Here is a 24,967-nt window from a genome sequence, read left to right as displayed (position 1 = left end):
TTGTCAGGCTTAAATTAGGTATATTTTGGGGATATTATTCTACTAAATCGCTAGAAGTGCCAATTTCGGTGACTTTAAACTCTGTCCTTCTGTTTACTTGGTGTTCTTCTTCCGTCTTCGCAAACTCATTAATCAGCTCTTCCTCACCATAACCCTGAGCCGTTAACCTTTCTCTAGCAATACCTCTTGAAATAATATATTCTATGGCTGCTTCTGCTCTTCTCTGTGACAGCCTAAGGTTGTACATGTCTGTACCCCTGACGTCTGTATGTGAACCTAACTCAATTTTTATTTTAGGGTTGTCTATCAATATCTGCACCAACTTATCCAGCTCCACCGCAGCGTCTGGTCTTATGTCTGCTTTGTTCAGGTCATAATAGATATTTTCTAACACAAAAGTTTTTCCGATAAACAGCTTGTCAAGCAAAATATCGGTATGGAAAGTGGTATCTGTCACCGACTTTCTAAGTAAGATCTGCGGTATAGTTCTGCCATACATACTAAAACCCTCTCGTTTTTTAAGATAAGAAGGCTTTTCCACGATAATCATATAGTCGGTATCTTCTTCCAGCCTTATAGGACCAAAAGCACCATTGGCGTCACTTTTTGTTTCTGTGTTTAATTCTTCAAAACCTCCATCTATTTTATAAATAAAGATATTAGCATCTATCACAGACAACGCCTTATCTTCTAATATTACGCCTTCCAAAAAGTAATTAACCTTCTTTATTTCTAGCTCATTTTCTCCGTCTTTACCCTGTCCAGACTTTCCTTTAAGTGGGTCAACGTTATCCGCCAGCTCTTCTTTTGGCGGAGCCTGATAAAAATAGATGTCGTCGTCACCTTGCCCTCCCCTTCTATTAGAGGAAAAGAAAATATTACCGTTCTCGTCTAGTGACAAACCGAAATCGTCCATAGAAGAATTATAGGGTAGGCCTAGATTTTCGACCGAAATCTTACCCGACCTACGCTCTGCCACAAACAAATCCAATTTTCCTAAACCAGGGTGACCATCAGAAGCAAAATAAAGTTTTCCGTCTTCTGTAACATAAGGAAACATCTCATCTCCCGGTGTATTTAGGGCTTTGCCCATATTGGCTGGATTTCCAAACCTTCCTGAAGCATCCATATTTACACGGTAAAGATCCATCCCGCCGGAACCACCTGGCCTGTTGGAAGAAAAATACAACGTTTTTCCATCCCCAGAAAATGCAGGACATCCATCCCAGCTGGCAGAATCACTAGCAGAAACCAAAACGGGTGATGTCCAACCTGAAGATGGAGCAAACCTGCTCATATATAAATCTACATCTGGAGATACATCTTTTCTTCTTCCAGAATTACTCCTGGCAAAAATGACGGTTTTACCATCTGGCGAAAAAGCCGGGGTCCCCTCATTTCTTTCCGAATCAAAAATGGCACTGCTAAACAGCTCCACCTCACCCACACTGGTCAAATCTTTATTAACCGAAGCACTATAAATCCCTAAGAAAGGCAATCCGTTAGAATATGTTTTTTGTTTTCTGGAAGCAGAAAAAATCAATTTCCCTTTAAAAACCATCGGAGAAAACTCCGAACCTTCCGTATTCACTTCTTTTAAATTTCTAAAAACCAGTTCCGTGTCTTTTTCCTTTAAAAGATCAATGATTTGTAAAGTGTTTATCTCCCTGTTTGCCCATTCGTTATATACTTTATTCTCGGTTTTCATACCGCTGTATTTCCTAAACTGCTGCAAAGCCAAATCATACTGTTCATTGGTCTTTAGGGCATAAGCGTAGTGAAAAACAGCATCGGGGTCGTCAATGCCCAAAGCAATGGCATCGCTAAAATACGAAAGAGACTCTATCCATCTATTAGACAGCCTGTAAGATTCCGCAATGGTATATTTTAATTTGGCTTCTTGAGAAGCATCAATCTCTTTAACCTTTAATAAGTCATTAACCGCCAAATCGTAAAAGCCTTTATCAAAGCTTGCTAAACCTTTTTTATAGGACTGCAACTGGGCAGAAGCCGTGTAGGCAAAAAACGATAGAAATATTATGAATAGTGAGCTTTTTCTCATTCGATAAATATGCTTCAGCTTAAGGATTTTGCCCTAATTTAGGGCTTATTCTAAATATAAGAAACGTTTTGAATGAACAAGTATTTTGTAGAAAGTCAAATCAGTTAAATATGTAGCTTAAGTGGCATCGATTTTATGGAAAGGGTAGAACAAAAAAACGATTGTTTTACTTCTTTCCCAATCCTGTATCCAACAACCAATCTCCTAGTCTAGCTGGCCAGTGACTTAGGGTTTTCAAATCGCTACGATAGCCCATATTAAAACCATGCCCACCTTTGCTATAAAAATGTGCTTCTATGGGTACACCCGCCTTTCTATATCCTTGAAGTAATTTCAATACTGGTTCAGAACAACATTCGTCATCGTTGGCGGCTAAAACAAAAGCTGGTGGAGCATCTGTTGGAATAGTTTCTGGAACGCCTAAAGGCCCGGGATATATACAAATTTGAAAGTTTGGTTTTGAGTTTTGACTATCTATAGGATCCACTTTGTTCATTACATTTTTGCCATCATCATATGCCATCCAATGCACCACTTCTCCTCCAGCAGAAAAACCCATTACACCTACTTTATCTTTGTCTAAACCATATTCTTGGGCATTGGCCCTTATTAATCGCATGGCTCGCTGAGCATCTTCTTTGGCGTGAACGCCCAATTCATATGGAGAATCTGGTTCTCTTGCCATTCTGTATTTTAGTACAAAAGCCGTAATGCCAAATTGATTAAGAAACTTTGCGGCATCTGTACCTTCAGCATCAATCACCAAAAGCCGATGTCCGCCACCCGGAAATATTAAAACAGCCGCACCATTAGCTTTGCCGCTTTCAGGTACGTACACCGTAATAGAAGGATTATGCACATTCTTGACCCAATAGTCTTTTGCTTCTTCTTTCTCGTTTTTCAGATGTTCAAAACCAGGTGCACCCTCCTCCCAAAGAGGTATTACCTTCGGAGTATTTTGAGCAATACTTAAAAACGGAATTAATAAAAAAAGTACAATTATTCTTTTAAACATTTTCATGGGTTATTTTACAAAAAAAACGTCTTATTAGACACTAAAAAATCCGTGAAGCCTTCTCTATCTTAGAGACCCCACGGATATTATTTTTTATTCTACTTCTACTAAAAGCCTAATGCCATCTACTTTTTTAATCCAGACGGTACTTCCTTTTGGTATGCCAGAACCGTCTATAGCCTCGGCTATCCAGTCTGAACCTCTATAAAAGACCTTTCCTTCACCTTTGGCCGGAATATCTTCTGAAACGTGAGCCCTTTCATTCACGAGCTCCGTATAATCCTCTCCTTTCTGGTTAAAGGATTCTAAAATCTGCTTTCTAAAACCTAGAAGGGTAGCGACAGACAATATTAAGAACGCAATTATTTGTGTAATCCAATCTGACGTAATGTCCAGATAAGAAAACAATGCGGTAATTAGTGCCCCTACTCCGAAAAAAATTGCAAAAAAACTGATTGAAAAGATTTCAACGATGAGTAATACTACTCCCAGAATTACCCAAATTTCAACATTTGATAATTCCATATTCTTATTTTTTAGGTGATGTTTCTTTTATAACGGTCATGGCAGAGGCTATCATTGAACCCATATCAGCCATATTCCCCGGCAAAATCAGGGTATTCCCTTCTTTAGCCAAGTTCCCAAACTGTTCAATGTACTGCTCTGCAACTTGAAGCTGAACGGCCTGCATTCCTCCTTTTTCACTGATAGCGGCAGCTACTAACCTTACAGATTCGGCAGTTGCTTGTGCCACAGACATTATCGCGGCTGCTTCTCCTTCCGCCTTATTAATTTGTCTCAACTTCTCCCCTTCAGACTCTAATACCACTCTGGCTTTCTGACCTTCCGCTGTATTAATAGCGAACTGCTGTTTACCCTCAGATTCTAAGATAACGGCACGTTTTTCACGCTCTGCTTGCATTTGTTTTTCCATAGCCATGAGTACCGTTTGAGGTGGAGAAATGTTTTTAATTTCATATCTCAATACTTTTACGCCCCAACTAATGGCAGCTTCGTCAATGGCTTGAACTACGGCATGATTTATGGCCATTCTCTCCACAAAAGTCTTATCTAAATCGATTTTACCGATCTCTGAACGCATGGTCGTTTGAGCCAATTGCGTTACAGCAAAAACATAATCATTTACGCCATAAGAGGCTTTATGAGCATCTATGACTTGAAGGAAAATAACCCCATCCACTCTTACTTGTACGTTATCGCGTGTAATACATACCTGCTCGTGAATATCATAGGCTTGCTCTTTTAAACCATGCTTGTAAGCAACACGATCTACCAAAGGAATGATAAAATTAATACCAGGCTGAAGCGTACCGTAATACTTCCCAAGTCTCTCTGCAATGTAGGCTCGTTGCTGCGGAACCACTTTCACTCCCATCATAACAATGATAATGACCAAAAACACAATAGCGGCTAAAGTAATCATGAGTAATTTTAAATTTAAGTTGTTTTATACTTGGTCTAATTTGACCGAAATAACGTTAGCAAATTACCGCTAGAGCCCATCATTAGCAAGGCAATTGGTATAAATAAAACCCAGAACTTAAGAAAGGCAAAAAAATGAGGTCAAACGGAAAATCTTCAATTATTAAGGATTTAATTGTCTTTATCTAAGTAAGATCATGTCAAAACCTTGTTAATATGAGCTACCTAAAATCTAATGCTAAAATAAAGGTATCTTTGTTTTAGTTTTCAGTATATCAAATAATTACAGCAGAGATGCTGCAACAAAATGGCTAATTTTAGAAAGTTCGGTAATACCGACAAAGACAATTCAGAAAAGAGATCTTCAGAAAGATCTAATTCATCATCAAGACCCTTTAAATCTAGCGGAGATTCTTCCAGAAGCGAAGAAAGACCGAAATTCAACAGAGAACAAGGCAGAGGAAGAGACGATAAACCTCGTTATGGAAATAACGACAGAGGTGGCTCATCAAGGCCATCCTATAACAGAGACGACAAACCGAAATTCGGTGGAGACAAACCACGTTTCAATTCTGACCGTCCATCAAGACCGTCATTTAACAGAGACGAAAAACCAAGATACAACTCAGACAGACCTTCTAATAGGGACGAGAAACCAAGATACGGTTCTGACAGACCTTCTAATAGAGACGAGAAACCAAGATACGGTTCTGACCGCTCTGATAGAACATCGAGACCACCTTTCAACAGAGACGAAAATTCTCGTCAGGGTTCAGATAGATCAAATAACAGCAGGGACAGTCGTTCTTTTAACAGAGACGATAAACCAAGATATGGTGCTTCAGACAGACCGGCAAGACCACCTTTTAACAGAGATGAAAAACCGAGATACGACGCTGACAGACCTTCAAGACCTCCATTCAACAGAGACGATAAGTCTGGTGATAGATCACGTCCATTCAACAGAGAAGAGAGAAACAGCAATTCTGAAAGGCCGTCTTTTAATAGAGACGAAAGACCTCGTTATGGAAACGATAACTCAGATAGACGTTCTTCTGGCAGGGATGAAAGACCTTCAAGAGGCGATGATAATAGAAGACCAGATGAAAGAAGTTTCAGAAACGCTCCAGCTGGAAGAGGAAAAACGGAAAAATCTGGTTTTTCTAAGGAGGAAAGGCCAAGAAAAAATAGACCTGAAATAAAGCAATTTAAACCTGATTTAGACAGACAGGTAGGTCCAGAAAGAGCTCCTAGGTATGACCCAGCTGCTTTGAGAGCAAAAGCTCCAGAAAGGTTCAGGTCTAAAATAGAAGATAACATTCCTGACGAAAACGAAGACATTAGACTTAATAAGTACATCTCCAATTCTGGTCTTTGTAGTAGAAGAGAAGCAGACGAGCTTATAGAGTCTGGAATGATTAAGGTGAACGGAAAAGTAGTGACAGAAATGGGCTACAAGGTAAAAGATAGCGATACTATAAAATATGGCAAGGATGTCTTGAACCGTGAAAGAATGATGTATATCCTTCTTAATAAACCGAAAGACTTCATAACTACAATGGACGATCCTAAGGAGCGTAAAACAGTGATGGATCTGGTAGGAGGAGCGTGTAAAGAAAGAGTTTATCCAGTAGGTCGACTAGATAGAAACACCACTGGTTTGTTACTGTTGACCAATGACGGAGAGTTGACCGAAAAACTAACGCACCCGACCAACGACGTTAAGAAAATTTATCAAGCAGAGCTAGACAAGCCTATCACCACGGAACATTTTGAAGCCATAAAGGAAGGTATTGAACTGGAAGATGGTTTTGTAAAACCTGACGAATTGGCTCTGGTAACGCCAGATGCATTTGTAGTAGGTATAGAAATACACTCCGGCAAAAACAGAATTGTGAGAAGGATTTTTGAAAACTTCGGTTATGAAGTCACGAAATTAGACCGTACCACTTTTGCTGGATTAACTAAAAAGGATTTGCCAAGGGGAAAATGGAGATTCCTAAATGAAAAAGAGCTTATTAGATTGAAATATATGCTTTAAGTGATATTGTAAATCTGTTTAGAATATTGTATTTTTAGTCGCAATTAACCTTAAAAACCAAAAAAAGTAATGTTAGATAATCTGAACGATAAAGCTGAGAATTTGGCCGACAAGGCTAAGGAAACTACCGAAAACACCGTTTCTCAAACAGCGGACACTGTGGGCTCTGAAACAAAAGATGCTGTAAATGAAACCAAAGGTGCTTTTGATGAAGCAACGTCTAAAGCAAAAGATACAGCTTCAAAATTAGCAGACGAAGCTTCTGAGAAATTTGATGACATGAAAGAAGACGCAGGTGAAGCTTTCAATGACGCTAAAGCAAAGGCAAAAGAGCTCGCTTCTGAAGCTGAAGAAGCGGTTAATAAAGCGAAGGCGAAGGTTAAGGATATGATGAGCGACGAAAATGTAAAAGCAATGAAAGCTGAAGCTTCTGAGAAATTTGAAGATATGAAAGAAGACGTGGAAGAAGCTGCAGCGAAAGCCAAAGCTAAAGCCTCTGAACTTGCAGATGTAGCCGAAGAAGCCGTAGAAGAAATCACTAAAAAAGCTAAAGGATTTTGGAGTAAGCTTTTTGGTAAATAATTAGAAATAAACTTCTAAGGAAAAGGGTCATTGTTAATTCAGTGACCCTTTTCTTTTTTTTAGATACAACCAAATTTGTTCTTACTGCATTCTATGATCAAATCTGTTAATCCTCAAAACTGGCAATGACCATGAAAAAAATATTTTACCTCCTTATTTTTACCAGTCTATTTTCTTGTGAAAAATTAAATCTCGATGCAAAAAACGAATTGAGCGGAAGCTTTAAAGTCATCATTGACCCTTTAAAATGTGCTTTACCTACTACTAATGAGGTGAATTTGAAACATAAAACGGGGAATGCCTATGAACTGAGTTATAAAGACAACAGAGCTGGAAATCAGGTTCTGAAAAATGTAATCGTTTCAAAAAAAGGTGATGAAAAAATCCTCAGCTTAAACGAAAAACAAATCGGAATTTATAAAATGGATGTTTACATGGACTTGGGAAAGAAATCTATAGTTCAAACCGAAGGTTACGTTTTATACTTGACGGCCGACATAAATGGTTTGAATCTGGAATTTATGGGCAAAAAATAAACTCGCCCACTATATGGATTATAAGCTGAGCGAGTTTTTGCAAAAAAGCACTATCTTAATCTAAAACTACTTTTCTGCTAACGCCATCATCTCCTTGGCTCACTATCACAAAATGCGTCCCTTTTACGCCCTTTTTAAGGCTGATTTGACCTACAAACTCCCCTTTGAAGGCTTTGGACTCTTTCTGAGCAACTATCTTCCCTTTAGTGTCTAAAACTGTAATACTGATATCTCCTTCTTCAGGAGCAAAAAACTTAACGTTTATCACATCTGAGTCTGGCTTATTAGGAAAAACATCCAAAGAACGTATAGGACTGTTGCCTATTTCTGCCAATACGTTATCTGACCAAGCATAAAACCTAGGCATATTCTGTTCAATTCTATGAGGAATTTCTTCACCTAGCATTTTCATGTTATTTCCAAAACGCTCCATTTCCCATTCAAAATCTTCCTTCCAATCATCCCCACCCTTTTTTTCTTTCTTGAAAATCTTTACTTGTTTATCGTTATTACCATCAAAATGTTGCCATACACCGTCTTCGTTCTCACGTAACTCCAATTCTTCATCTTGCTCCCCAAAGAAGACATCTCTATCGTCTTCTATCATCACTTTCATCCTCTTTTTACTATTCACATCACCAATGAGAGAATCTTGTACATTTTCTATCACCGCATCCCGCTCTGCATCTGACATTCCTGCCGTGTTAATCTTTCTTATTTTCACCTCTTTTTTTCCATCCACAATCTTTTCAACCCGAATGGTTACCGTAGAAGACTCACTTTGAGCGTAAACCATAGAACTCATAAAAGCCAAACAGGCCAGTATTGCTAACTTTTTCATATCGTTAAGTTTTAGTTTTTCTTATTTGTATTAATGTGCTTGAGCATCATTACATCACAAATCTATGGTATTCATTCCTTAATTTTTGTTAAAGAAACTTAACGTTTCCTCCTTAACGCACCACTTTCTAAAAACCAGAAAATCCCATATTTTCAGAACTTTTGGCTAGGAAATTCTCTTCTATTGGTGAGGCAATAATTTTCCTTTTCATCGTTTATCACCTATGACACGTAAACTAACTTTTCTTCTTTGTTTCCTATTTGTGGTGCAATTTTCATTTGCCACCTCACCACCTGTAGGTACTGTTAGCTCAGAAAATACCATAGAAATGGTAGGAACAAAAAAGGGAAAGAAGAAAAAGAATGGTCGCTACAAAAAAAAGAAGAGGGGTTTATTCAAAAGGTTGTTCAAAAAAAATGACTGCGATTGCCCAAAGCATTAAAGCAAATAGCCTTTGTTTTATTTTTTTTAAGCTGTTTAATTTAAAGTAAAACAGGCATCTTTTGATGAATTGACATCGATGTTTATCCCTTTCATTTAGAAGACAGAAGTAAAGCAATCACCATAATTTTGGCAGCGGAAAACGCCATTTGTAACTTATGCTTATTAATTAGCACTTTACAAAGTTCAAATATCGGGCAATTCATAGCTAATTCACTTTATTATGAAGTTTCCGCAAATACCATCTAAATCTTTTTTGTATTTTTCTAATTTCCAAAGTACTTTTGACACCCGTTAAGAGTTGCCAGTTAATGAGCAATCTTTCATTCAAAACTTAAGCATAAAAACGATTCAATGAGCGTACTTGTCAATAAGGATTCAAAAGTTATAGTACAAGGTTTTACAGGGACTGAAGGAACCTTCCATGCTTCTCAAATGATAGAATACGGCACCAATGTAGTAGGTGGTGTAACACCTGGAAAAGGTGGTCAAACACATTTGGACAGGCCAGTTTTTAATACTGTAGAAGAAGCCGTTGAAAAGGCTGGAGCTAACGTATCAATTATTTTTGTACCTCCAGGGTTTGCTGCGGATGCTATTATGGAAGCTGCCGATGCAGGAATTAAGGTCATCGTATGTATCACAGAAGGTATACCTACTAAAGATATGATTACGGCCAAATCTTACATTCAAGGAATGGACTGTACATTGATTGGACCTAACTGCCCTGGTGTTATTACTCCCGGAGAAGCTAAGGTTGGTATCATGCCTGGCTTTGTATTCAAAAAAGGTAAAATAGGTATTGTATCTAAATCTGGTACACTTACTTATGAAGCATCTGACCAAATCGTTAAAGCTGGTTTAGGAGTTTCTACGGCCATCGGTATTGGTGGTGACCCTATCATAGGTACTTCTACGAAAGAAGCTGTTCAATTATTAATGGAAGATCCAGAAACGGAAGCTATCGTTATGATTGGTGAAATTGGTGGAAACTATGAGGCCGAGGCTTCAAGATGGATTAAGGAGCAAGGAAACCCAAAACCTGTAGTAGGTTTTATTGCTGGTCAAACTGCCCCTAAAGGAAAGAGAATGGGACATGCCGGTGCTATTATTGGTGGTGCTGATGATACAGCAGAAGCAAAAATGAAAATTATGGCGGAATGTGGTATTCATGTATGTAAGTCTCCAGCGGAGATTGGCGACGTGATGCTGAAAGCATTAGGTTTATAATTCATTATATCTATAAAGTATTGCGATTAAAGGTTGACCTTCCCGGTCAACCTTTTTTTTGTGCCAAGTTCATCCCAAAGCTTATGCTTTAAGAAGAATTAGTTGCGAAGGTAATTTTCCTATATTTGTTTAACTAGAAAAGAATTCTAATGAACAATATCAAAAATTCCTTCACCATAAACGATTTAGAAAACATATCGGGCATTAAAGCCCATACCATTAGAATATGGGAAAAAAGATATGATATACTAAAACCGGAAAGACTAGGAAGGAACATCAGGCTGTATAACACAGAGAGCCTTCAAAAAATACTAAATATAGCCTTACTTAATAATCACGGCTTTAAAATATCAAAAATTGCGGATTTTTCGGAAGAAGAAATAATCCGTAAAACCCGCGAGTTCGTATTTCAAGAGTTCAAAAATGATAAGGCTTTGGCTTCTCTGAAGATGTGCATGTATAAATTTGACACCTCTTTATTTAATCAAATTTATTCAGAACAAATTCAAATAAAATCCTTCAGTGAGGTTTTTAAAGATTTATTTATCCCTTTTCTTAACTTTATTGGATTAAACTGGCAAACTAAATCTCTAACACCTGCTCATGAGCACTTTATAAGCAATCTAATCTATCAGAAAATACAGGTAAATATTGAAAACTTGGAATGGAACAAATCGGTTTCTGAAGATAGAACTTATGTGCTCTATTTGCCTGAGGAAGAAATGCATGAAATAGGAATTCTTTACCTCAACTATGAGCTTCTTTTAAGAGGAAATAAAACTATTTATCTAGGTAGAAGTATACCTATTCCTGATTTAGAATTACTTCAAGACCAATTGGAGGAGAAAATTGTTTGGATTAGTCAATTTACCGTTTCACCAAAATTTGAAGAGGTTAATCATTATCTCAACGAAGTTTGTCTTAAATTAACTAACGAAAAAAACGAATTCTGGGCGATAGGAAGAAAATTTTGTGAATCTGATGAAAGCCCTAGTCTTAAAAATATTATAATCTACCAATCTATAGAAGAGCTTATTAAAAAAATATAGACGCAATTGACTTTTTGTTTAATTGATTTGTATTTTTGTTAAACAATATGAAAAACATTTCAATTATAGGATCCGGGTTTTCTTCCATAGCAGCGGCATGTTATCTGGCACAAGCTGGTCAAAAAGTTACCGTTTATGAAAAAAACAAAACCACAGGAGGAAGAGCTAGAAGATTAGAGAAAGACGGCTTTACTTTTGATATAGGCCCCACATGGTATTGGATGCCAGATGTCTTTGAAAAATTCTTTGCCGAGTTTGGAAAGCAACCAAGTGATTTCTATCAACTAGAAAAATTAAGCCCTGGATATGAAGTATATTTCGATAAAAACGACAGCGTAAAAGTTTCTGGAAACCTAGATGAAATCTATGAACTCTTTGAAAAAACAGAAAGTGGTAGTGCCGCTAAACTGAAAAACTTTCTTGAGCAAGCCAAACGCAACTACGAAATAGCCGTACAAGATTTAGTATACAGGCCAGGAAAATCTCCTTTAGAATTAGTTACTTTAAAGAGTGCTACCAGGTTACATCTTCTGTTTACAAGCATTCAAGCACAGATCAGAAAAAGCTTTAAAAGTCCCAGATTAAGAAAACTTCTGGAATTTCCCGTTCTTTTTCTTGGTGCTAAACCTAGTAATACGCCAGCCATGTACAATTTTATGAACTGGGCGGATTTTGGGTTAGGCACATGGCATCCTAAAGGTGGTATGTATGCTGTAGTGGAAGGAATGCAGCAACTCGCAGAAAATCTCGGCGTAGAATTCGTTACGGAAGCCAATGTTGAAAAGATCTTGGTGGAAAACAAAACGGCTGTAGGGCTTACAGTGAATGGCAAGGAAATAAAATCCGACTTTGTTTTAAGTGGTGCAGATTATCATCATTCAGAAACGCTACTTGATAAAGAGCATAGACAATACTCAGAAGGCTATTGGGCCGAAAAGGTTTTTGCACCCTCAGCACTACTTTTTTATATAGGTATAAACCATAAGTTAGAGAACCTTTCGCACCATACCCTATTCTTTGACACGGATTTTGAGCCACATGCTGCGGCCATTTACGATGAGCCTCGCTGGCCAGAAACACCATTGTTCTATGGGAGTTTCCCATCTATGACTGACTCTAAATTTGCCCCTGACGGACACGAGGCTGCCACTTTTCTTATTCCATTAGCTCCTGACCTAGAGGATACCCCAGAGCTTAGAGAGAAATATTTAAAAATTATTTTAGACCGATTAGAAAGCCTTACTGGTCAAGATATTCAGAATAACATGCTATTTTGTGAATCATATTGTGTGAAGGATTTTAAAGAAGACTATAACTCTTACAAGGGAAATGCTTACGGCCTAGCAAATATATTGACTCAAACTGCTTTTTTACGACCAAAAATCAAGAGTAAAAAAGTCAAAAACTTGATCTTTTCGGGTCAATTAACCGTACCTGGACCTGGGGTTCCGCCAGCTTTAATCTCTGGAAAAATAGCCGCAGAGCAAATTCTCCTAAACCTCTAACCTATGAAAAAACTATTTGACGAGTTCTCACTACAAAGTGCCAAACTGGTTACTAAAAAATATAGCACCTCTTTTTCTTTGGCAGTTGGGTTATTATCCCCTTCCATAAGACCAGCTATTTATAATATTTATGGCTTCGTTCGTTTGGCGGATGAGATTGTAGATAGCTTTCACGACTACCCAAAAGAAGATCTTTTCAATAGGTTTGAAGAGGATTATTATCGGGCTATGAAAGATGGCATAAGCCTTAATCCTATTCTCAATGCCTTTCAAAGAACCGTGAAAGAATACGATATTGACCCAGAACACATCAAGGCGTTTATGGCCAGTATGAGAGCCGATCTTAGAAAACAAACCTACGATACCAGAAAGGAAATAGAAGCCTACATTTACGGCTCTGCAGACGTGGTTGGTCTTATGTGTTTAAAGGTTTTTGTAAAAGGAGACTGCGAGAAATTTCTTTACCTTAAAGATGCGGCAATGCATTTAGGCTCTGCCTTTCAGAAGGTAAATTTCCTAAGAGACCTCAAGGATGATTATGAAATCCTCAACCGCTCTTATTTTCCTAATATTGATTTAAGAAACATTTCCCAGAGCCAAAAAGTGGCAATTGTAAATGAGATTAAAAACGACTTTGCTGCTGCTTATAGAGGCATTGTGAAGTTACCTTTAGAAGCTAGACTCGGTGTATATGTGGCCTATAGGTATTATAACCGTCTGCTGCATAAATTAGAAAAAACCCCTTCTGAAAACATTATGAATGAGCGAATAAGAATATCTGACTTCAGGAAACTTACTATTCTAGGAGATTGCTATATTCGCTACCATTTAAACAGATATTAAAATGAAGATCTTAATTTTTCTTTTCCTTGGACTATTGGGGATTACGTCATCAGAGGATGTCCCTAAGCTCCTAAAAGAATTTCATAGTATTAAATCGGTGTCTGAAGAGCTCGCTTTTATAAAAAAGCACGTCACCACCAACTCGGCGACATATCAAGCATATGTTTGCACGATGGAAATGAAACAGGCAGAGCACGCCTTTAACCCGATGAAGAAATTAAGTATCTTTAACCAGAGTAAAGATAAACTGGAAAATTTAGTACGAGAGAATCCTAAAAATATTCACTTGAGGTATGTTAGATACCTTATTCAAAATAATTCTCCTTCTATTTTATCGTATAAAGCCAGCATGTCTGAAGATAAATCCATTTTATTAAAATATCTACATTCAAGCTCTTCTGAAGACCTTCTAAGTAAATATATCAAGCAGCACTGTTCATTATGATATTCGCATTAGTTACACTACTTACTTTTTTAATCATGGAAGGCATTACTTGGTGCACCCATAGATTTGTAATGCACGGACTTTTATGGGTATTGCACGAAGACCATCATCAACCTAGGTATGATTCATTCTTTGAAAAAAACGACATCTTCTTTGTCATCTTTGCCATGCCAAGCATATTGCTCTTTTATCTAGGTGTAAACGGAGGTTTAAACGTTTTCTTCTTTATCGGTTTAGGAATTTTGTTTTATGGCATAGCCTACTTTTTGGTTCACGATGTGCTCATTCACAGGAGGTTTAAATGGTTTGATAAAACCAGCAATCCATACTTAAGAGGATTAAGAAAGGCTCATAAAATGCATCATAAACATTTGGGAAAAGAGGATGGTGAATGTTTTGGCATGTTATACGTTCCTTTCAAGTACTTTAAGAGTCCCAATTTGTCATGAAATGGCTTTATTTATTACTTAATTTAGGCTCTGTTTCTATTCCTTTTTTGTATTCATTTCATCCAAAAATGAATTTCAAGAAACATTGGAAATCTATCTTATTATCTTCCTTTATAGTAGCTTTTCTTTTCATTTTTTGGGATTCTATATTTACCATAAGAGGTGTATGGGGCTTTAATGAAACCTACCATTTAGGTATTTATGCCTTTCATTTACCTTTTGAAGAAATCTTATTCTTCTTTTGCATTCCTTATGCCAGCATTTTCATTCATTATTCATTGGCATACTTTGTACCTCATTGGCTTTTGGGCATAAACACCACCAAAACCCTTACCATTGCTCTTCTCCTAATTGGTTTAGTGGTTGGTATCACATTTATAGAAAGAATGTATACGGCTGTCAATTTCCTGACTTTTTCTGCTGTCATTATAATTGCTTGGTTTACAAATCTGGAATTACTTAGAAGATTTTATATCTCCTTTATTATCATTCTTATTCCATTTTTCATTGTTAACGGCATTCTTACTGGCAGCTTTATTGAAGCACCTGTGGTTTGGTATAATAATGCTGAAAATCTAGGAATAAGACTTTTTACCATACCTGTGGAAGATACAGCCTACGCATTTAGTATGATTTTTCTCAATATCATGCTCATGAGAAAGTTTGAAAAACACTTTATCAATGATTAAATTTAAAAGCCATTCTGGCATACATACCTTAACAGCGAGTCAGGTGCTTCCTATAAGTTTAGAAGAAGCCTGGGACTTTTTTAGCTCACCTGCTAATTTGCCTAAGATCACACCTCCAGAAATGAGTTTTGAAATCACTTCTGAGATAGCTAAAAACGCATATGCGGGACAAATTATCACTTATAAGGTGGGCATAATACCAGGAGTAAAACTCAATTGGGTCACAGAAATAACCGAGGTAAAACACTTAAGTCATTTCATTGACGAACAGCGTTTTGGACCTTATACCATGTGGCACCATGAGCATTTTTTTGAAAGCATGCCGGATGGTAAAACCTTAGCCATAGATAAAGTTTCTTACAAAATACCTGCTTTGTTTATTGGGGAAATGCTGCATGGCTTGTTCATCAAACAGAAATTGAATCATATTTTTTCTTTTAGAGCAGAAAAGCTAGAAAAGATGTTTCCGAATGGATGAGAAAATTAACATTTTTTGGTTTAGAAGAGATTTAAGAATAGCGGATAACCACGCTTTATACGAGTCTCTTAAAGCAGGCCCTACCTTACCCATTTTTATTTTTGACACGGCTATTTTGGAGGAGCTAGACCAAGATGATGCTCGTGTGAGTTTCATATACCAAAGTCTTCAAAATATTAATGAGCAACTGAAACATCATCAATGCTCTATAAAAGTATACCTAGGAAAACCTGAAAATATCTGGAAGCAAATACTAGAAGAGTATGATGTAAAAGGTGTTTATTTCAATAAAGATTATGAGCCCTACGCCCTTCAAAGAGACTTAGCTATCCGCTCTGAGTTATACAAAAAAGGCATAAACACTTACGCCTTTAAAGACCAAGTCGTTTTCGAAGAAAATGAAATCCTTAAAGCGGATGGAAACCCTTATACCGTTTTTACACCTTATAAAAACAAATGGCTAACCACCTTTAATGAGCACTTACTAGTGCCATTTAGAAGTCAGGAACAACTGAATAATCTTGTGACTTTCCAGTCTAACTTGCCTTCTTTAGAGGACATTGGATTCAAGCCTTCCGCCATAGCTGTTCCGGATTATACTTTTGAACATTTAGAAAATTACGAAGAGGTAAGGAATATTCCATCGCTGGGTCAAACTTCCTACTTGAGCACCCATCTTAGGTTTGGAACCATTTCCGTAAGAGAGGCTGTCAAAAATGCAAGAAAGGTGAATCAAACACTTTTAAGTGAACTGGTATGGCGAGAGTTTTTCATGCAAATACTCTTTCATTTCCCACGGGTTTGTACGGAAAGTTTTAAAACCAAATACGACAACATCCAATGGCGAAATAACGAAGAGGAGTTTGAAAAATGGTGCACAGGAGAAACTGGCTATCCTATGGTAGACGCGGGTATGAGAGAGCTTAACAGCTCTGGCCTTATGCACAACAGAGTTAGAATGGTAACGGCTAGCTTCCTATGTAAACATCTCCTAATAGACTGGCGATTAGGCGAAGCTTATTTTGCTAAAAAATTATTAGACTACGACCTCTCTGCCAATAATGGAAACTGGCAATGGGTGGCTGGTAGCGGCTGTGATTCCGCCCCTTATTTTAGAATTTTTAATCCATCAGAACAGCAGAAAAAATTTGACCCAAAATTGATTTATATAAGAAAATGGATAGAAAATTACGACACCCTCACCTACCCTGCACAAATGGTCGAGCATAAGTTTGCAAGGAAAAGATGCCTAGAGGTTTATAAGCTTTATTTGTAGTTATTTTCCTAAATTGCGTGCATCTCACCGATAAGCTAGATTGTATTTTTCTTTCAATATACTGACTTAATCCACGCCATTTAGGTTTTGGAAGTACGATTCATTGCTATATGGGTGTTACATAGAATACTTTTAACCTATTAAAATATTTTAAAATAATACCTTCATCAATTAAAATATCTTCAAAACTGATAGCGTATTCTCATTCCATTATGTCTATAAACAGTCGAATGAAAAAGAATATTCTATTACCTCGCAAGGTTTTAATACCCCTGCTACTACTAACTTTTGGCTACGCTGTAAAAAGTTATTCTCAACAGTACGGACTTGGTTTTTATGGAAATGAGAAAATCAGCGACAAACGTACCACGCTGCTTTTAGGTAAGAATCAGAAAATATGTACCGCTGCTAATTTTTCATTGAATTTCAAAATCAAGTTAAATCAAAATCAAACCAACTTCTTTGGTTACATATTTAGGTTAGTGGATGAAAATGGGAAGAACATTGACCTTATTTTCTCTGAAAACTCTTATAAATTAATTGTAGGCCAGGAGAGTATCAATCTAAAGCTAGATCCTTCAGATTTACCCGACAAATGGGATGATTTTTCCTTAAAAGTCCAAACAGTAACCAATGAAGTTTCTCTAACTAGAAACGGAATCCTATTATCCAAAACAAAATCTACCAATCATCTCTCCAACTGCTTTACTGTATATTTTGGTCAGTGCAATCATCCTAACTTAAGCTACAAAGATGTGGCTTCTATGGTGATAAAAGATGTTTCTGTCAAATCCGAAAATAAAGTGCAACACCTTTGGCTTCTTAATGAATCCTCTGAAAATATAGCTGTGGATTCTAAAGGAAAGCTAAATGGCGAAGTGACAAATCCAAAGTGGCTAAAAGAAAAAATAAAAGATTGGCAAGAAGTACTTAACATATCTGTTAAAGGTATTATTGCTAACTCGTATGATACCCAAAAAAATGAGCTGCATTTTTTCAGCAATACCGAACACGCCATTTTTGATTTCGTATCTGGTAGTCTAGTAAATATTCCTTATAATAATGGCCATCACGAAATTGACTTTGGAGATAAAGCCGTTCCACTTTCCCAGAACAATATTCTACTCAGGTTGAATTCTAGGCAAATGTTCACATTTAAATTCAAAGAGAACATTTTTGAAAGCAATGTCCCGAAAGCGGATAGCCTTACGGAATTTTGGCATCATAACATCTATATCTATCCGGAAGACTCCGCTTTAGTAACCATTGGAGGATATGGCATGTTTAAGTACAAAAATGCCTTTCACAAGTTTTCTTTTACGAATAACAAGTGGAGCCAGATTTCCATGAAAGGAGATATATCAACACCAAGATACTTGGCTGGATTTGGCAGTACGCCAGATAGAAAAACGTCCTATTATTTAGGTGGCTATGGTTCTGAAACCGGTGACCAGCTGATAACGCCTAAAAACTATTATGATCTATTTAAAATAAGTTGGGGTGAAAGTAAGATTTCAAAGATATATGATCTTCCTACCCCTAAAACGCCATTTGTTTTTGGTTCAGATCTCCTAATAAATGAAGATAGCGATTCATTTTTGGCTGTGATTTTTAATCAACAAAAATACAATTCAGAACTTCAATTGGTCAAAGGTTCTTTGAAAGAACCCATCTTAAAAAATATAGCTAGTGCCATACCTTTCGAATTCAATGATGTGAGTTCAACGGTTAACCTTTATCAAAACACAATTGACCAGAAATTATATTTGGCAGTCACCCATTATAACATTGAGAACGGGCTTACCAAAGTCAAAGTTTTCACCATAAGTACGCCTGTTGAAAATGAAGTGGCTGCTTCCATGGATTGGAAATATGCCTTGGCGGTCTTGATTCTCCTTGCCCTACTCTTGGCAGCCTATTTTTCAAGAAAAAAAACAACCAAAGTTACCGTAGAAAGCCAAATTCCTGATTCAACGATTTCTGCTGTGACTACATCCGAAAAAGGGAAAAGCTCCCTGGTTCTTTTCGGAGAATTTCATTTAATAGATCACAATGGAAAAGACCTTACCCGCATGGTGAGTCCTTTAATTAAAGAAATCCTGATCTATATTTTAATGCATTCATTAAGATGGAACAAAGGCCTAAACTCTGCTAAACTGGATGGCATGTTCTGGTACGACAAATCTAAAGCCAGTGCTAGAAACAATAGAGCGGTTAATATCCGGAAATTAAAAAGTATCCTCGAAGAGGTAGAAGGCATAACTCTGGTTAAAAACACGGGCAATTGGGAAATAGAATATGACCCTAAAAAAGCTTATATAGATTATGCGGACTTTCTAGACATTACACTCTTTCATCCGGAAAACACTAAAGAACAGATTAACAAGCTCTCTAGTATAGTACAGAGAGGAACCTTACTTCCTAATCAGGATTTCGATTGGTTAGACAGCTTCTCCAGTGAAACTTCTAACAAGATCATCGACAAATATCTGCTTTACTGGGATGGTCAGGAACTCACTAAAGAAAACGCTCAAGCGTTTATAGAAATAGCCAATAACATTTTCCTCTTCGATTCTCTAGAAGAAATGGCTATGGGTATTAAATGTAGGGCTCAACACCTCCTTGGAAAACACTCCTTAGCAAAGGAAACTTATGAGAAGTTCATACTGAACTACCAAAGTTTATTTGGCGAGAAATTCGGGAAGACCTACCAAGAAGTGTTAGAGTCTTAAATAACCCTCATTCATCTCAACCCATCTTTCCTACTAACACGACCGACCTGCTCATCTTATAGTGGAACAGATGGAAATTGCACGTTTTCACACCAATTCCAATTAATATTTCACACCGAATTCCACACACCAAACATCCAGTCAAAGCAATGTGAAAACTCAAAACATATGCTTCCTATAAAGTAATACTATTTTATCCCATCCCTATCCTCATACATTACTAATAAATTTTAATAAGGTACTTACTATATATAAAATATAATATTATATACCGCTTAGGGCTTTTAAGGGTCAACCAGACGGATCTAAAAACAGATAATGCAAGTCTGTAAAATTCAATAAACGGCCTTGTCTTTCAAAAAATGATAGAATTTGGAGACTATTTTTCATTTTTTCATACAATTATAGACTTGTTAAGCATTTGTTAAGCATTTGTTAAGGATGAACTCTTATAATTGAAAACTTAGAAAAGGGATTTTTTGCTGTTTTAGCATGCATTCATTAAATCCTTTTGAAGAGTACTTAATTAACCTATAAACCTTTCTATTCTTATTTTCAATTACCAAAATCTATTAATTACATGAGAAAAAAACTACTACAATTGTTTCTTACTCTTATGGCAACGGTCGGTAGTTCGGCTTATGCTCAAGAGACTGCAATTCAGGGTAAGGTTACAGACGCTACAGGGGAAGCTCTATACGGCGTAAACGTAACTGTTAAAGGTACTACAAAAGGTACTATTACGGGTGAGGGCGGAACTTATACAATTTCTGCAACTCCGAGTCAAACAATAACTTTTAGCTACATCGGATATGATTCAAAAGATGTTTTAGTCGGTACTAAAACAGCTATCAATGTAACACTAGAAGAAAACGCGAGTCTATTAGGTGAGGTTGTGGTAACTGCCTTTGGTATCGAAAAAGACAAGAAAAGTCTTGGCTACTCGGTAACTCAAGTTGGTGGTGACAAGTTTACGGAATCTAGAACGACTAACATGGGGAATGCATTAACTGGTAAAGTAGCTGGTGTGAATGTATCATCGCCTACTACTGGTGCTGCTGGTACTAGTAGAGTTGTTATTAGAGGTGGTTCTTCTTTAAGTGGAAATGACCAACCGCTTTATGTTATCAATGGTGTACCTATGGACAACTCTAACCTAGGAAATGCTGGTTTATGGGGAGGAAACGACAGTGGTGATGGACTGAGCTCTATTAACCCTGACGATATTGAAAACATTTCTGTTCTTAAAGGTAACTCGGCATCTGCACTTTACGGCTCTAGAGCTTCTAATGGTGTTATCCTTATTACGACCAAGTCTGGAAAAGGAACTAGAGGCATCGGTGTAAGCTTTAACTCCAACTACACAATGGATAAAGCCATTGACAGAACAGACTTACAAGAAGTTTACGGAACAGGAATAGACGGTTTAGCTCCTACCAGCCAAGCAGAAGCTGCAGATCAAGGTGCAAGCTCTTGGGGTGCTAAATTGGATGGCTCTAATGTTATTCAATTTGACGGTGTAAGTAGACCATACTCCGCCACTGGTGAAGGAATCAATGATTTCTACAGGGTGGGAAATACCTGGACCAATACTTTGGCTTTGGCCGGTGGTAACGATGTAGGAAACTTCAGGTTTTCTGGTTCTAATCTTCAGAATGAAGACATTATGCCAAATTCTGGATTCGACAGAACTGCATTTAATGCCAATCTAAACGGTAAATTTGGTAAAATAGACCTTGCGGTAACTGGACAATACACGAAAGAGTCTGCCAAAAACAGACCTCGTCTTTCTGACTCCCCAGGTAATGCCAACTATACCGTTTTAACCAAATCTCCAAATATATCGTTTGCAGATTTAATGGGAGACCCTTTAAAGTTAGGTTCAAAAATAGATGGTACCGAGCTTGGCCATACCAGTAATATTTATGCCACAAACCCATATTGGGCAGCATATCAATTTCTACGTTTAGATGATAAGCACAGATTCTTCGGAAACGCTTCTGTAACCTATCATTTAACCGACTGGCTTTATGTGAGAGGAAGACTTGGAACAGATTTCAATGCGGTAAGATTTGAAACTTCAGAGCCTTATGGTACTGCTTACAAAACTACTGGTGATTATAACATCACCAATAGAACCATTCGTGAAGACAACGCAGATTTATTCTTAGGCTTTAATAAGGACTTTCAGAAGATCAGTATTGACGGTATTATTGGAGGTAACCGAATGAGAAGGTCTGATGAGTCTGCAAGAGTAGGTGGAAACGGCTTAAACGTACCTTTCTTTGGTAGTGTAAATAACGTATCCAGTACAAGCTATAGTTATGGATTTTCTGAATATGGTGTTAACTCTGTTTTTGCTTCTGCAAACATCGGGTTCAACAATTACCTATTCTTAAACTTAACAGGGAGACAAGACCAATTCAGTACTTTATCTCCTGAAAACAATACCATTTTCTATCCATCAGCCGGTCTTAGCTTTTCATTCTCAGATATTATTCCAAACCAACCTGCTTGGTTAACCTTTGGGAAAGCAAGAATCTCTTATGCACAAGTAGGTGGAGGAGCTCCTTCTCCTTATTCTAATAATTTGACTTATAGAATGGAAGGGTATCAACATAATGGAGCCATTTTAGGTAACATTAATAATGGTTCAATTCCTAACCCTAATCTTAAGCCATACCTATCTAGCGAAATTGAATTTGGACTTGACTTAAGATTCTTAAAGAACAGATTAGGAGTAGACTTTGCTGTTTATCAAAGAAATACTGTTGATGACATCTTGAATACTTCCATCTCTGGAACTTCTGGATACGGAAGTACTTCTATCAACATTGGAGAGTTAGAAAATAAAGGTGTTGAGTTATTGGTTACTGGAACGCCTATAAAAAATTCTAAATTCAGTTGGGACATTTCCTTCAACATGGCTAGAAACATATCTAAAGTATTAAACTTGGGTACTAACGCCAAAGGAGAGCAAATTGAGTTTCTTAACTTAGAAGAAGCAAGATCAAGACAAGAAAGGATTCGTCATTATGTGGGAGAGCAGCTAGGTGTTATTGCAGGATATAGTCAAGCTACTATTGATGGTGTTCCTGTTTATAGTGCCGACGGTTACCCTGTAAGAGGAGACTTCGAAATGCTTGCCTTGGGAAGACATCCTTTCAGTGCAGGTTTCTCTAATAATTTCAAGTATAAGAACATTAGTCTTAGCTTCTTAATAGACATGAGAAATGGTGGTAACATGATGTCTGGAACAAACCTTGGACTTTATGCTTCGGGACTTCATAAAGAAACGCTCGTGGGTAGAGAAGATGGTTTGACAGTAACTGGCGTAACGGCTGACGGTGAGGCTAAAACTTGGCAAATTGCTCCAAGTGATGTAGACCAATATTACAGCGAATACCGTACGATTACCAGTAACTTTATTTACAACAGCTCTTTTGGCAAACTTAGAGAACTTTCTTTAGGATATAGCTTACCAAATAGCATCCTTCAGAAAACCCCTTTTGTAAGTGCAAAAGTTTCTGCAGTTGGAAGAAACCTTGCCCTACTTTGGTCAAGCGTTCCTAACGTTGACCCAGAAAGTGGTTATACCGCAGACGGTGGTTCTCAGGGTTTAGAGTACTTCTCTATGCCATCTACAAGAAATCTTGGATTTAACCTTTCTCTTTCTTTCTAATCCAAAAAAAAGTATCAAAATGAAGAATAACATAAAGAAAATAGCCCTTTTCACCTTAGCGGCATTAACATTTGCTTCTTGTGACGAGGACAAATTAACGGAGCTGAACATCAACAAAAATGCTCCGACAACAATTGACATGAGATATCTACTTGCATATAGTCAATTAAGAGTGGCTGGAAGTAGATATGAAAGCTGGCGAACTAATCTTATCTATAGTTCCACTATGATTCAGCATAATGCAACTTTGCAAGGTTACTGGAGTGGTGATAAATACTATTATAACTCTCAGTACAGTGGAGCATATTGGGAAAGCCACTACACCAATCCTATCAAAAACCTTACTGAGGTAGTTGATAAGACCGCTGGTATTCCAGAAATGGCGAATATTCATGCTGCGGCTCAAATTATGAGAGCCTTTGATTTGCACAGAATTACCGACATCTACGGCGATGTACCTTATTTACAGGCGGGTCGTGGATTAAAAGACCAGGCAAACTGGTTTCCTGAATATGATAAGCAATCTGACATTTACAAGTATTTAATAGCGGATATTAAAGCTGCTAGAGATGAGTTTTCTGCTACTGCAGCAGGCTTAGGAGAGCAAGATGTTTTATTCCAAGGTGACCTATCTAAATGGAAAAAATTCGCGAACGCTCTATTAATGAGAATAGCGATGAGAATGAGTAACGCAGACGAAGCTGGTGCTAAAGCGGTATTCCAAGAAGCGATGACTAGTGGTGCTATCGATGATACAGCATCAAATGCTTACTTGGTTCAAGTACTAGGTAATGGTGGAGACACCAACTACAACGGAACTTCTTTAGTGTACTCAAACGCCGCTGGTGGTGGTGGAGATGACAACGCAAGAATTTCTAAAACTTTCATGGATTGGATGAACGCCAATAATGATCCGAGAAAAATGATTATTGTAGGTGGTGTTGGTAATTTCTATGACAGCAGCACATGGAATACAGATCCTGCAGCTCAAAAAGGATTACCTAATGGTTATACGTCTACGACTATCAAGAATATCATTCCAAATTTTGGTACGTATAACGACTATAGCTTCCCAAATCCTAAAATCTTGGATTTAGATGACCCTACTCCATTTATTTCTCATGCAGAAGTAGAATTCATGAAAGCTGAAGCCGCTGTAAAAGGATGGATTTCTGGAAATGCAGAAGCCTATTTCAATGCAGGCGTGGTTGCAGCTATGGATTCATGGTCTTGGTTTGGTGTAGAAACACCTACTGCAGCAGCTGTAAGTGCTTATATTGATGGTCTTGGTTTTGCCACAGCACCTAACAAGCTTAAGCTTATTGGCGAGCAGTATTGGGCAGCCACTTACCTAAATCATATAGAGTCGTGGTCTAACTATCGTAGATCTGGTTATCCTGAACTGGTTCCAACTTCAGACCCTAATAACGTAACTGGTGGTACCATCCCTCGTAGATTAAGATATTACGAAGATGAGGCTGGAAGTAATCCAAGCAGTTATTCTGCAGCGGTTGCCGCTCAAGGTCCAGATTTATTGACTACCCGTATGTGGTGGGATAAATAATCCGCAATGATTTAGCAAAAAAGGCTGTTTCGATATCGAAACAGCCTTTTTTGCTTTTAGAAGA

General features: G+C 37.5%; 20 protein-coding genes. 15 read left to right on the top strand and 5 right to left on the bottom strand.

Going from position 1 to position 24,967, the window contains the following annotated elements:
- Positions 1–34 precede the first annotated feature (34 nt).
- The 4 genes from ACSBFT_RS01295 to ACSBFT_RS01280 all read right to left on the bottom strand — a co-directional run bounded on the left by ACSBFT_RS01295 (position 35) and on the right by ACSBFT_RS01280 (position 4,521).
- A complete protein-coding gene (locus ACSBFT_RS01295) occupies positions 35–2,062 on the bottom strand; it encodes a CHU_0125 family OmpA-like outer membrane integrity protein (protein ID WP_463045950.1) in 2,028 nt (675 codons plus the stop codon).
- A gap of 166 nt (positions 2,063–2,228) precedes the next feature.
- Positions 2,229–3,077 carry an alpha/beta hydrolase gene (locus ACSBFT_RS01290; RefSeq protein ID WP_489603019.1) on the bottom strand — a complete coding sequence of 283 codons (849 nt, stop codon included), beginning with the start codon at positions 3,075–3,077 and terminating at the stop codon, positions 2,229–2,231.
- Between the two features lie 93 nt (positions 3,078–3,170).
- The gene (locus ACSBFT_RS01285) at positions 3,171–3,602 is read right to left on the bottom strand and encodes an NfeD family protein (RefSeq protein ID WP_489603017.1); all 432 of its coding nucleotides are present in this window, start codon (positions 3,600–3,602) and stop codon (positions 3,171–3,173) included.
- 4 nt (positions 3,603–3,606) lie between these two features.
- The gene (locus tag ACSBFT_RS01280) at positions 3,607–4,521 is read right to left on the bottom strand and encodes an SPFH domain-containing protein (protein ID WP_463045031.1); all 915 of its coding nucleotides are present in this window, start codon (positions 4,519–4,521) and stop codon (positions 3,607–3,609) included.
- A 306-nt stretch (positions 4,522–4,827) separates the two neighbouring features.
- Here ACSBFT_RS01280 and ACSBFT_RS01275 point away from each other — a divergent pair, with 306 nt between their 5' ends.
- The 3 genes from ACSBFT_RS01275 (at position 4,828) to ACSBFT_RS01265 (ending at position 7,679) form a co-directional block, all read left to right on the top strand.
- On the top strand, positions 4,828–6,561 hold the full coding sequence (locus ACSBFT_RS01275) for a pseudouridine synthase (RefSeq protein ID WP_489603015.1): 1,734 nt from the start codon (positions 4,828–4,830) through the stop codon (positions 6,559–6,561).
- 69 nt (positions 6,562–6,630) lie between these two features.
- The gene (locus ACSBFT_RS01270) at positions 6,631–7,143 is read left to right on the top strand and encodes a hypothetical protein (protein WP_489603014.1); all 513 of its coding nucleotides are present in this window, start codon (positions 6,631–6,633) and stop codon (positions 7,141–7,143) included.
- Between the two features lie 131 nt (positions 7,144–7,274).
- A complete protein-coding gene (locus tag ACSBFT_RS01265) occupies positions 7,275–7,679 on the top strand; it encodes a hypothetical protein (protein ID WP_463045028.1) in 405 nt (134 codons plus the stop codon).
- Positions 7,680–7,734: 55 nt separating this feature from the next.
- Here ACSBFT_RS01265 and ACSBFT_RS01260 read toward each other — a convergent pair whose 3' ends face one another.
- Positions 7,735–8,520 (bottom strand): T9SS type A sorting domain-containing protein, encoded by a 786-nt coding sequence (locus tag ACSBFT_RS01260; RefSeq protein ID WP_489603012.1) that lies wholly within the window; start codon positions 8,518–8,520, stop codon positions 7,735–7,737.
- 795 nt (positions 8,521–9,315) lie between these two features.
- Here ACSBFT_RS01260 and sucD point away from each other — a divergent pair.
- The 12 genes from sucD to ACSBFT_RS01200 all read left to right on the top strand — a co-directional run bounded on the left by sucD (position 9,316) and on the right by ACSBFT_RS01200 (position 24,903).
- Positions 9,316–10,191: a succinate--CoA ligase subunit alpha gene (sucD, locus tag ACSBFT_RS01255; RefSeq protein WP_489603011.1), complete on the top strand. Its 876-nt coding sequence runs from the start codon at positions 9,316–9,318 to the stop codon at positions 10,189–10,191.
- A gap of 149 nt (positions 10,192–10,340) precedes the next feature.
- The gene (locus ACSBFT_RS01250) at positions 10,341–11,240 is read left to right on the top strand and encodes a MerR family transcriptional regulator (RefSeq protein WP_489603009.1); all 900 of its coding nucleotides are present in this window, start codon (positions 10,341–10,343) and stop codon (positions 11,238–11,240) included.
- Between the two features lie 47 nt (positions 11,241–11,287).
- A complete protein-coding gene (locus tag ACSBFT_RS01245; protein ID WP_489603008.1) occupies positions 11,288–12,745 on the top strand; it encodes a phytoene desaturase family protein in 1,458 nt (485 codons plus the stop codon).
- A 3-nt stretch (positions 12,746–12,748) separates the two neighbouring features.
- On the top strand, positions 12,749–13,588 hold the full coding sequence (locus ACSBFT_RS01240; protein ID WP_489603006.1) for a phytoene/squalene synthase family protein: 840 nt from the start codon (positions 12,749–12,751) through the stop codon (positions 13,586–13,588).
- A gap of 1 nt (position 13,589) precedes the next feature.
- Positions 13,590–14,033 carry a hypothetical protein gene (locus tag ACSBFT_RS01235; RefSeq protein ID WP_489603005.1) on the top strand — a complete coding sequence of 148 codons (444 nt, stop codon included), beginning with the start codon at positions 13,590–13,592 and terminating at the stop codon, positions 14,031–14,033.
- Complete coding sequence (locus tag ACSBFT_RS01230) at positions 14,030–14,482, top strand: sterol desaturase family protein (protein ID WP_489603003.1); 453 nt, start codon at positions 14,030–14,032, stop codon at positions 14,480–14,482. The genes ACSBFT_RS01235 and ACSBFT_RS01230 overlap by 4 nt, the downstream gene beginning before the upstream one ends.
- The gene (locus ACSBFT_RS01225) at positions 14,479–15,171 is read left to right on the top strand and encodes a lycopene cyclase domain-containing protein (protein WP_489603002.1); all 693 of its coding nucleotides are present in this window, start codon (positions 14,479–14,481) and stop codon (positions 15,169–15,171) included. The genes ACSBFT_RS01230 and ACSBFT_RS01225 overlap by 4 nt, the downstream gene beginning before the upstream one ends.
- Complete coding sequence (locus ACSBFT_RS01220) at positions 15,164–15,649, top strand: SRPBCC family protein (RefSeq protein ID WP_463044322.1); 486 nt, start codon at positions 15,164–15,166, stop codon at positions 15,647–15,649. The genes ACSBFT_RS01225 and ACSBFT_RS01220 overlap by 8 nt, the downstream gene beginning before the upstream one ends.
- Positions 15,642–16,925 carry a cryptochrome/photolyase family protein gene (locus tag ACSBFT_RS01215; RefSeq protein WP_489603000.1) on the top strand — a complete coding sequence of 428 codons (1,284 nt, stop codon included), beginning with the start codon at positions 15,642–15,644 and terminating at the stop codon, positions 16,923–16,925. The genes ACSBFT_RS01220 and ACSBFT_RS01215 overlap by 8 nt, the downstream gene beginning before the upstream one ends.
- A gap of 230 nt (positions 16,926–17,155) precedes the next feature.
- Complete coding sequence (locus ACSBFT_RS01210; RefSeq protein ID WP_489602998.1) at positions 17,156–19,657, top strand: hypothetical protein; 2,502 nt, start codon at positions 17,156–17,158, stop codon at positions 19,655–19,657.
- A 580-nt stretch (positions 19,658–20,237) separates the two neighbouring features.
- Positions 20,238–23,339: a SusC/RagA family TonB-linked outer membrane protein gene (locus ACSBFT_RS01205; RefSeq protein WP_489602997.1), complete on the top strand. Its 3,102-nt coding sequence runs from the start codon at positions 20,238–20,240 to the stop codon at positions 23,337–23,339.
- A gap of 19 nt (positions 23,340–23,358) precedes the next feature.
- Positions 23,359–24,903 carry a SusD/RagB family nutrient-binding outer membrane lipoprotein gene (locus ACSBFT_RS01200; RefSeq protein WP_489602995.1) on the top strand — a complete coding sequence of 515 codons (1,545 nt, stop codon included), beginning with the start codon at positions 23,359–23,361 and terminating at the stop codon, positions 24,901–24,903.
- The last annotated feature ends 64 nt before the right edge of the window (positions 24,904–24,967 follow it).

The sequence above is a fragment of the Arcticibacterium sp. SM2516 genome, assembly GCF_057914865.1.
This window is presented reverse-complemented; position numbering and strand designations above follow the sequence as displayed.

Bases quoted from the DNA above. Each gene is read 5' to 3' on its own strand.
- ACSBFT_RS01290 (WP_489603019.1), bottom strand. From the start codon at position 3,077: ATGTTTAAAAGAATAATTGTACTTTTTTTATTAATTCCGTTTTTAAGT.
- ACSBFT_RS01295 (WP_463045950.1), bottom strand. From the start codon at position 2,062: ATGAGAAAAAGCTCACTATTCATAATATTTCTATCGTTTTTTGCCTAC.
- ACSBFT_RS01265 (WP_463045028.1), top strand. From the start codon at position 7,275: ATGAAAAAAATATTTTACCTCCTTATTTTTACCAGTCTATTTTCTTGT.
- sucD (WP_489603011.1), top strand. From the start codon at position 9,316: ATGAGCGTACTTGTCAATAAGGATTCAAAAGTTATAGTACAAGGTTTT.
- ACSBFT_RS01225 (WP_489603002.1), top strand. From the start codon at position 14,479: ATGAAATGGCTTTATTTATTACTTAATTTAGGCTCTGTTTCTATTCCT.
- ACSBFT_RS01230 (WP_489603003.1), top strand. From the start codon at position 14,030: ATGATATTCGCATTAGTTACACTACTTACTTTTTTAATCATGGAAGGC.
- ACSBFT_RS01280 (WP_463045031.1), bottom strand. From the start codon at position 4,521: ATGATTACTTTAGCCGCTATTGTGTTTTTGGTCATTATCATTGTTATG.
- ACSBFT_RS01240 (WP_489603006.1), top strand. From the start codon at position 12,749: ATGAAAAAACTATTTGACGAGTTCTCACTACAAAGTGCCAAACTGGTT.
- ACSBFT_RS01205 (WP_489602997.1), top strand. From the start codon at position 20,238: ATGAGAAAAAAACTACTACAATTGTTTCTTACTCTTATGGCAACGGTC.
- ACSBFT_RS01200 (WP_489602995.1), top strand. From the start codon at position 23,359: ATGAAGAATAACATAAAGAAAATAGCCCTTTTCACCTTAGCGGCATTA.
- ACSBFT_RS01220 (WP_463044322.1), top strand. From the start codon at position 15,164: ATGATTAAATTTAAAAGCCATTCTGGCATACATACCTTAACAGCGAGT.
- ACSBFT_RS01250 (WP_489603009.1), top strand. From the start codon at position 10,341: ATGAACAATATCAAAAATTCCTTCACCATAAACGATTTAGAAAACATA.
- ACSBFT_RS01215 (WP_489603000.1), top strand. From the start codon at position 15,642: ATGGATGAGAAAATTAACATTTTTTGGTTTAGAAGAGATTTAAGAATA.
- ACSBFT_RS01235 (WP_489603005.1), top strand. From the start codon at position 13,590: ATGAAGATCTTAATTTTTCTTTTCCTTGGACTATTGGGGATTACGTCA.
- ACSBFT_RS01285 (WP_489603017.1), bottom strand. From the start codon at position 3,602: ATGGAATTATCAAATGTTGAAATTTGGGTAATTCTGGGAGTAGTATTA.
- ACSBFT_RS01245 (WP_489603008.1), top strand. From the start codon at position 11,288: ATGAAAAACATTTCAATTATAGGATCCGGGTTTTCTTCCATAGCAGCG.
- ACSBFT_RS01275 (WP_489603015.1), top strand. From the start codon at position 4,828: ATGGCTAATTTTAGAAAGTTCGGTAATACCGACAAAGACAATTCAGAA.
- ACSBFT_RS01260 (WP_489603012.1), bottom strand. From the start codon at position 8,520: ATGAAAAAGTTAGCAATACTGGCCTGTTTGGCTTTTATGAGTTCTATG.
- ACSBFT_RS01210 (WP_489602998.1), top strand. From the start codon at position 17,156: ATGAAAAAGAATATTCTATTACCTCGCAAGGTTTTAATACCCCTGCTA.
- ACSBFT_RS01270 (WP_489603014.1), top strand. From the start codon at position 6,631: ATGTTAGATAATCTGAACGATAAAGCTGAGAATTTGGCCGACAAGGCT.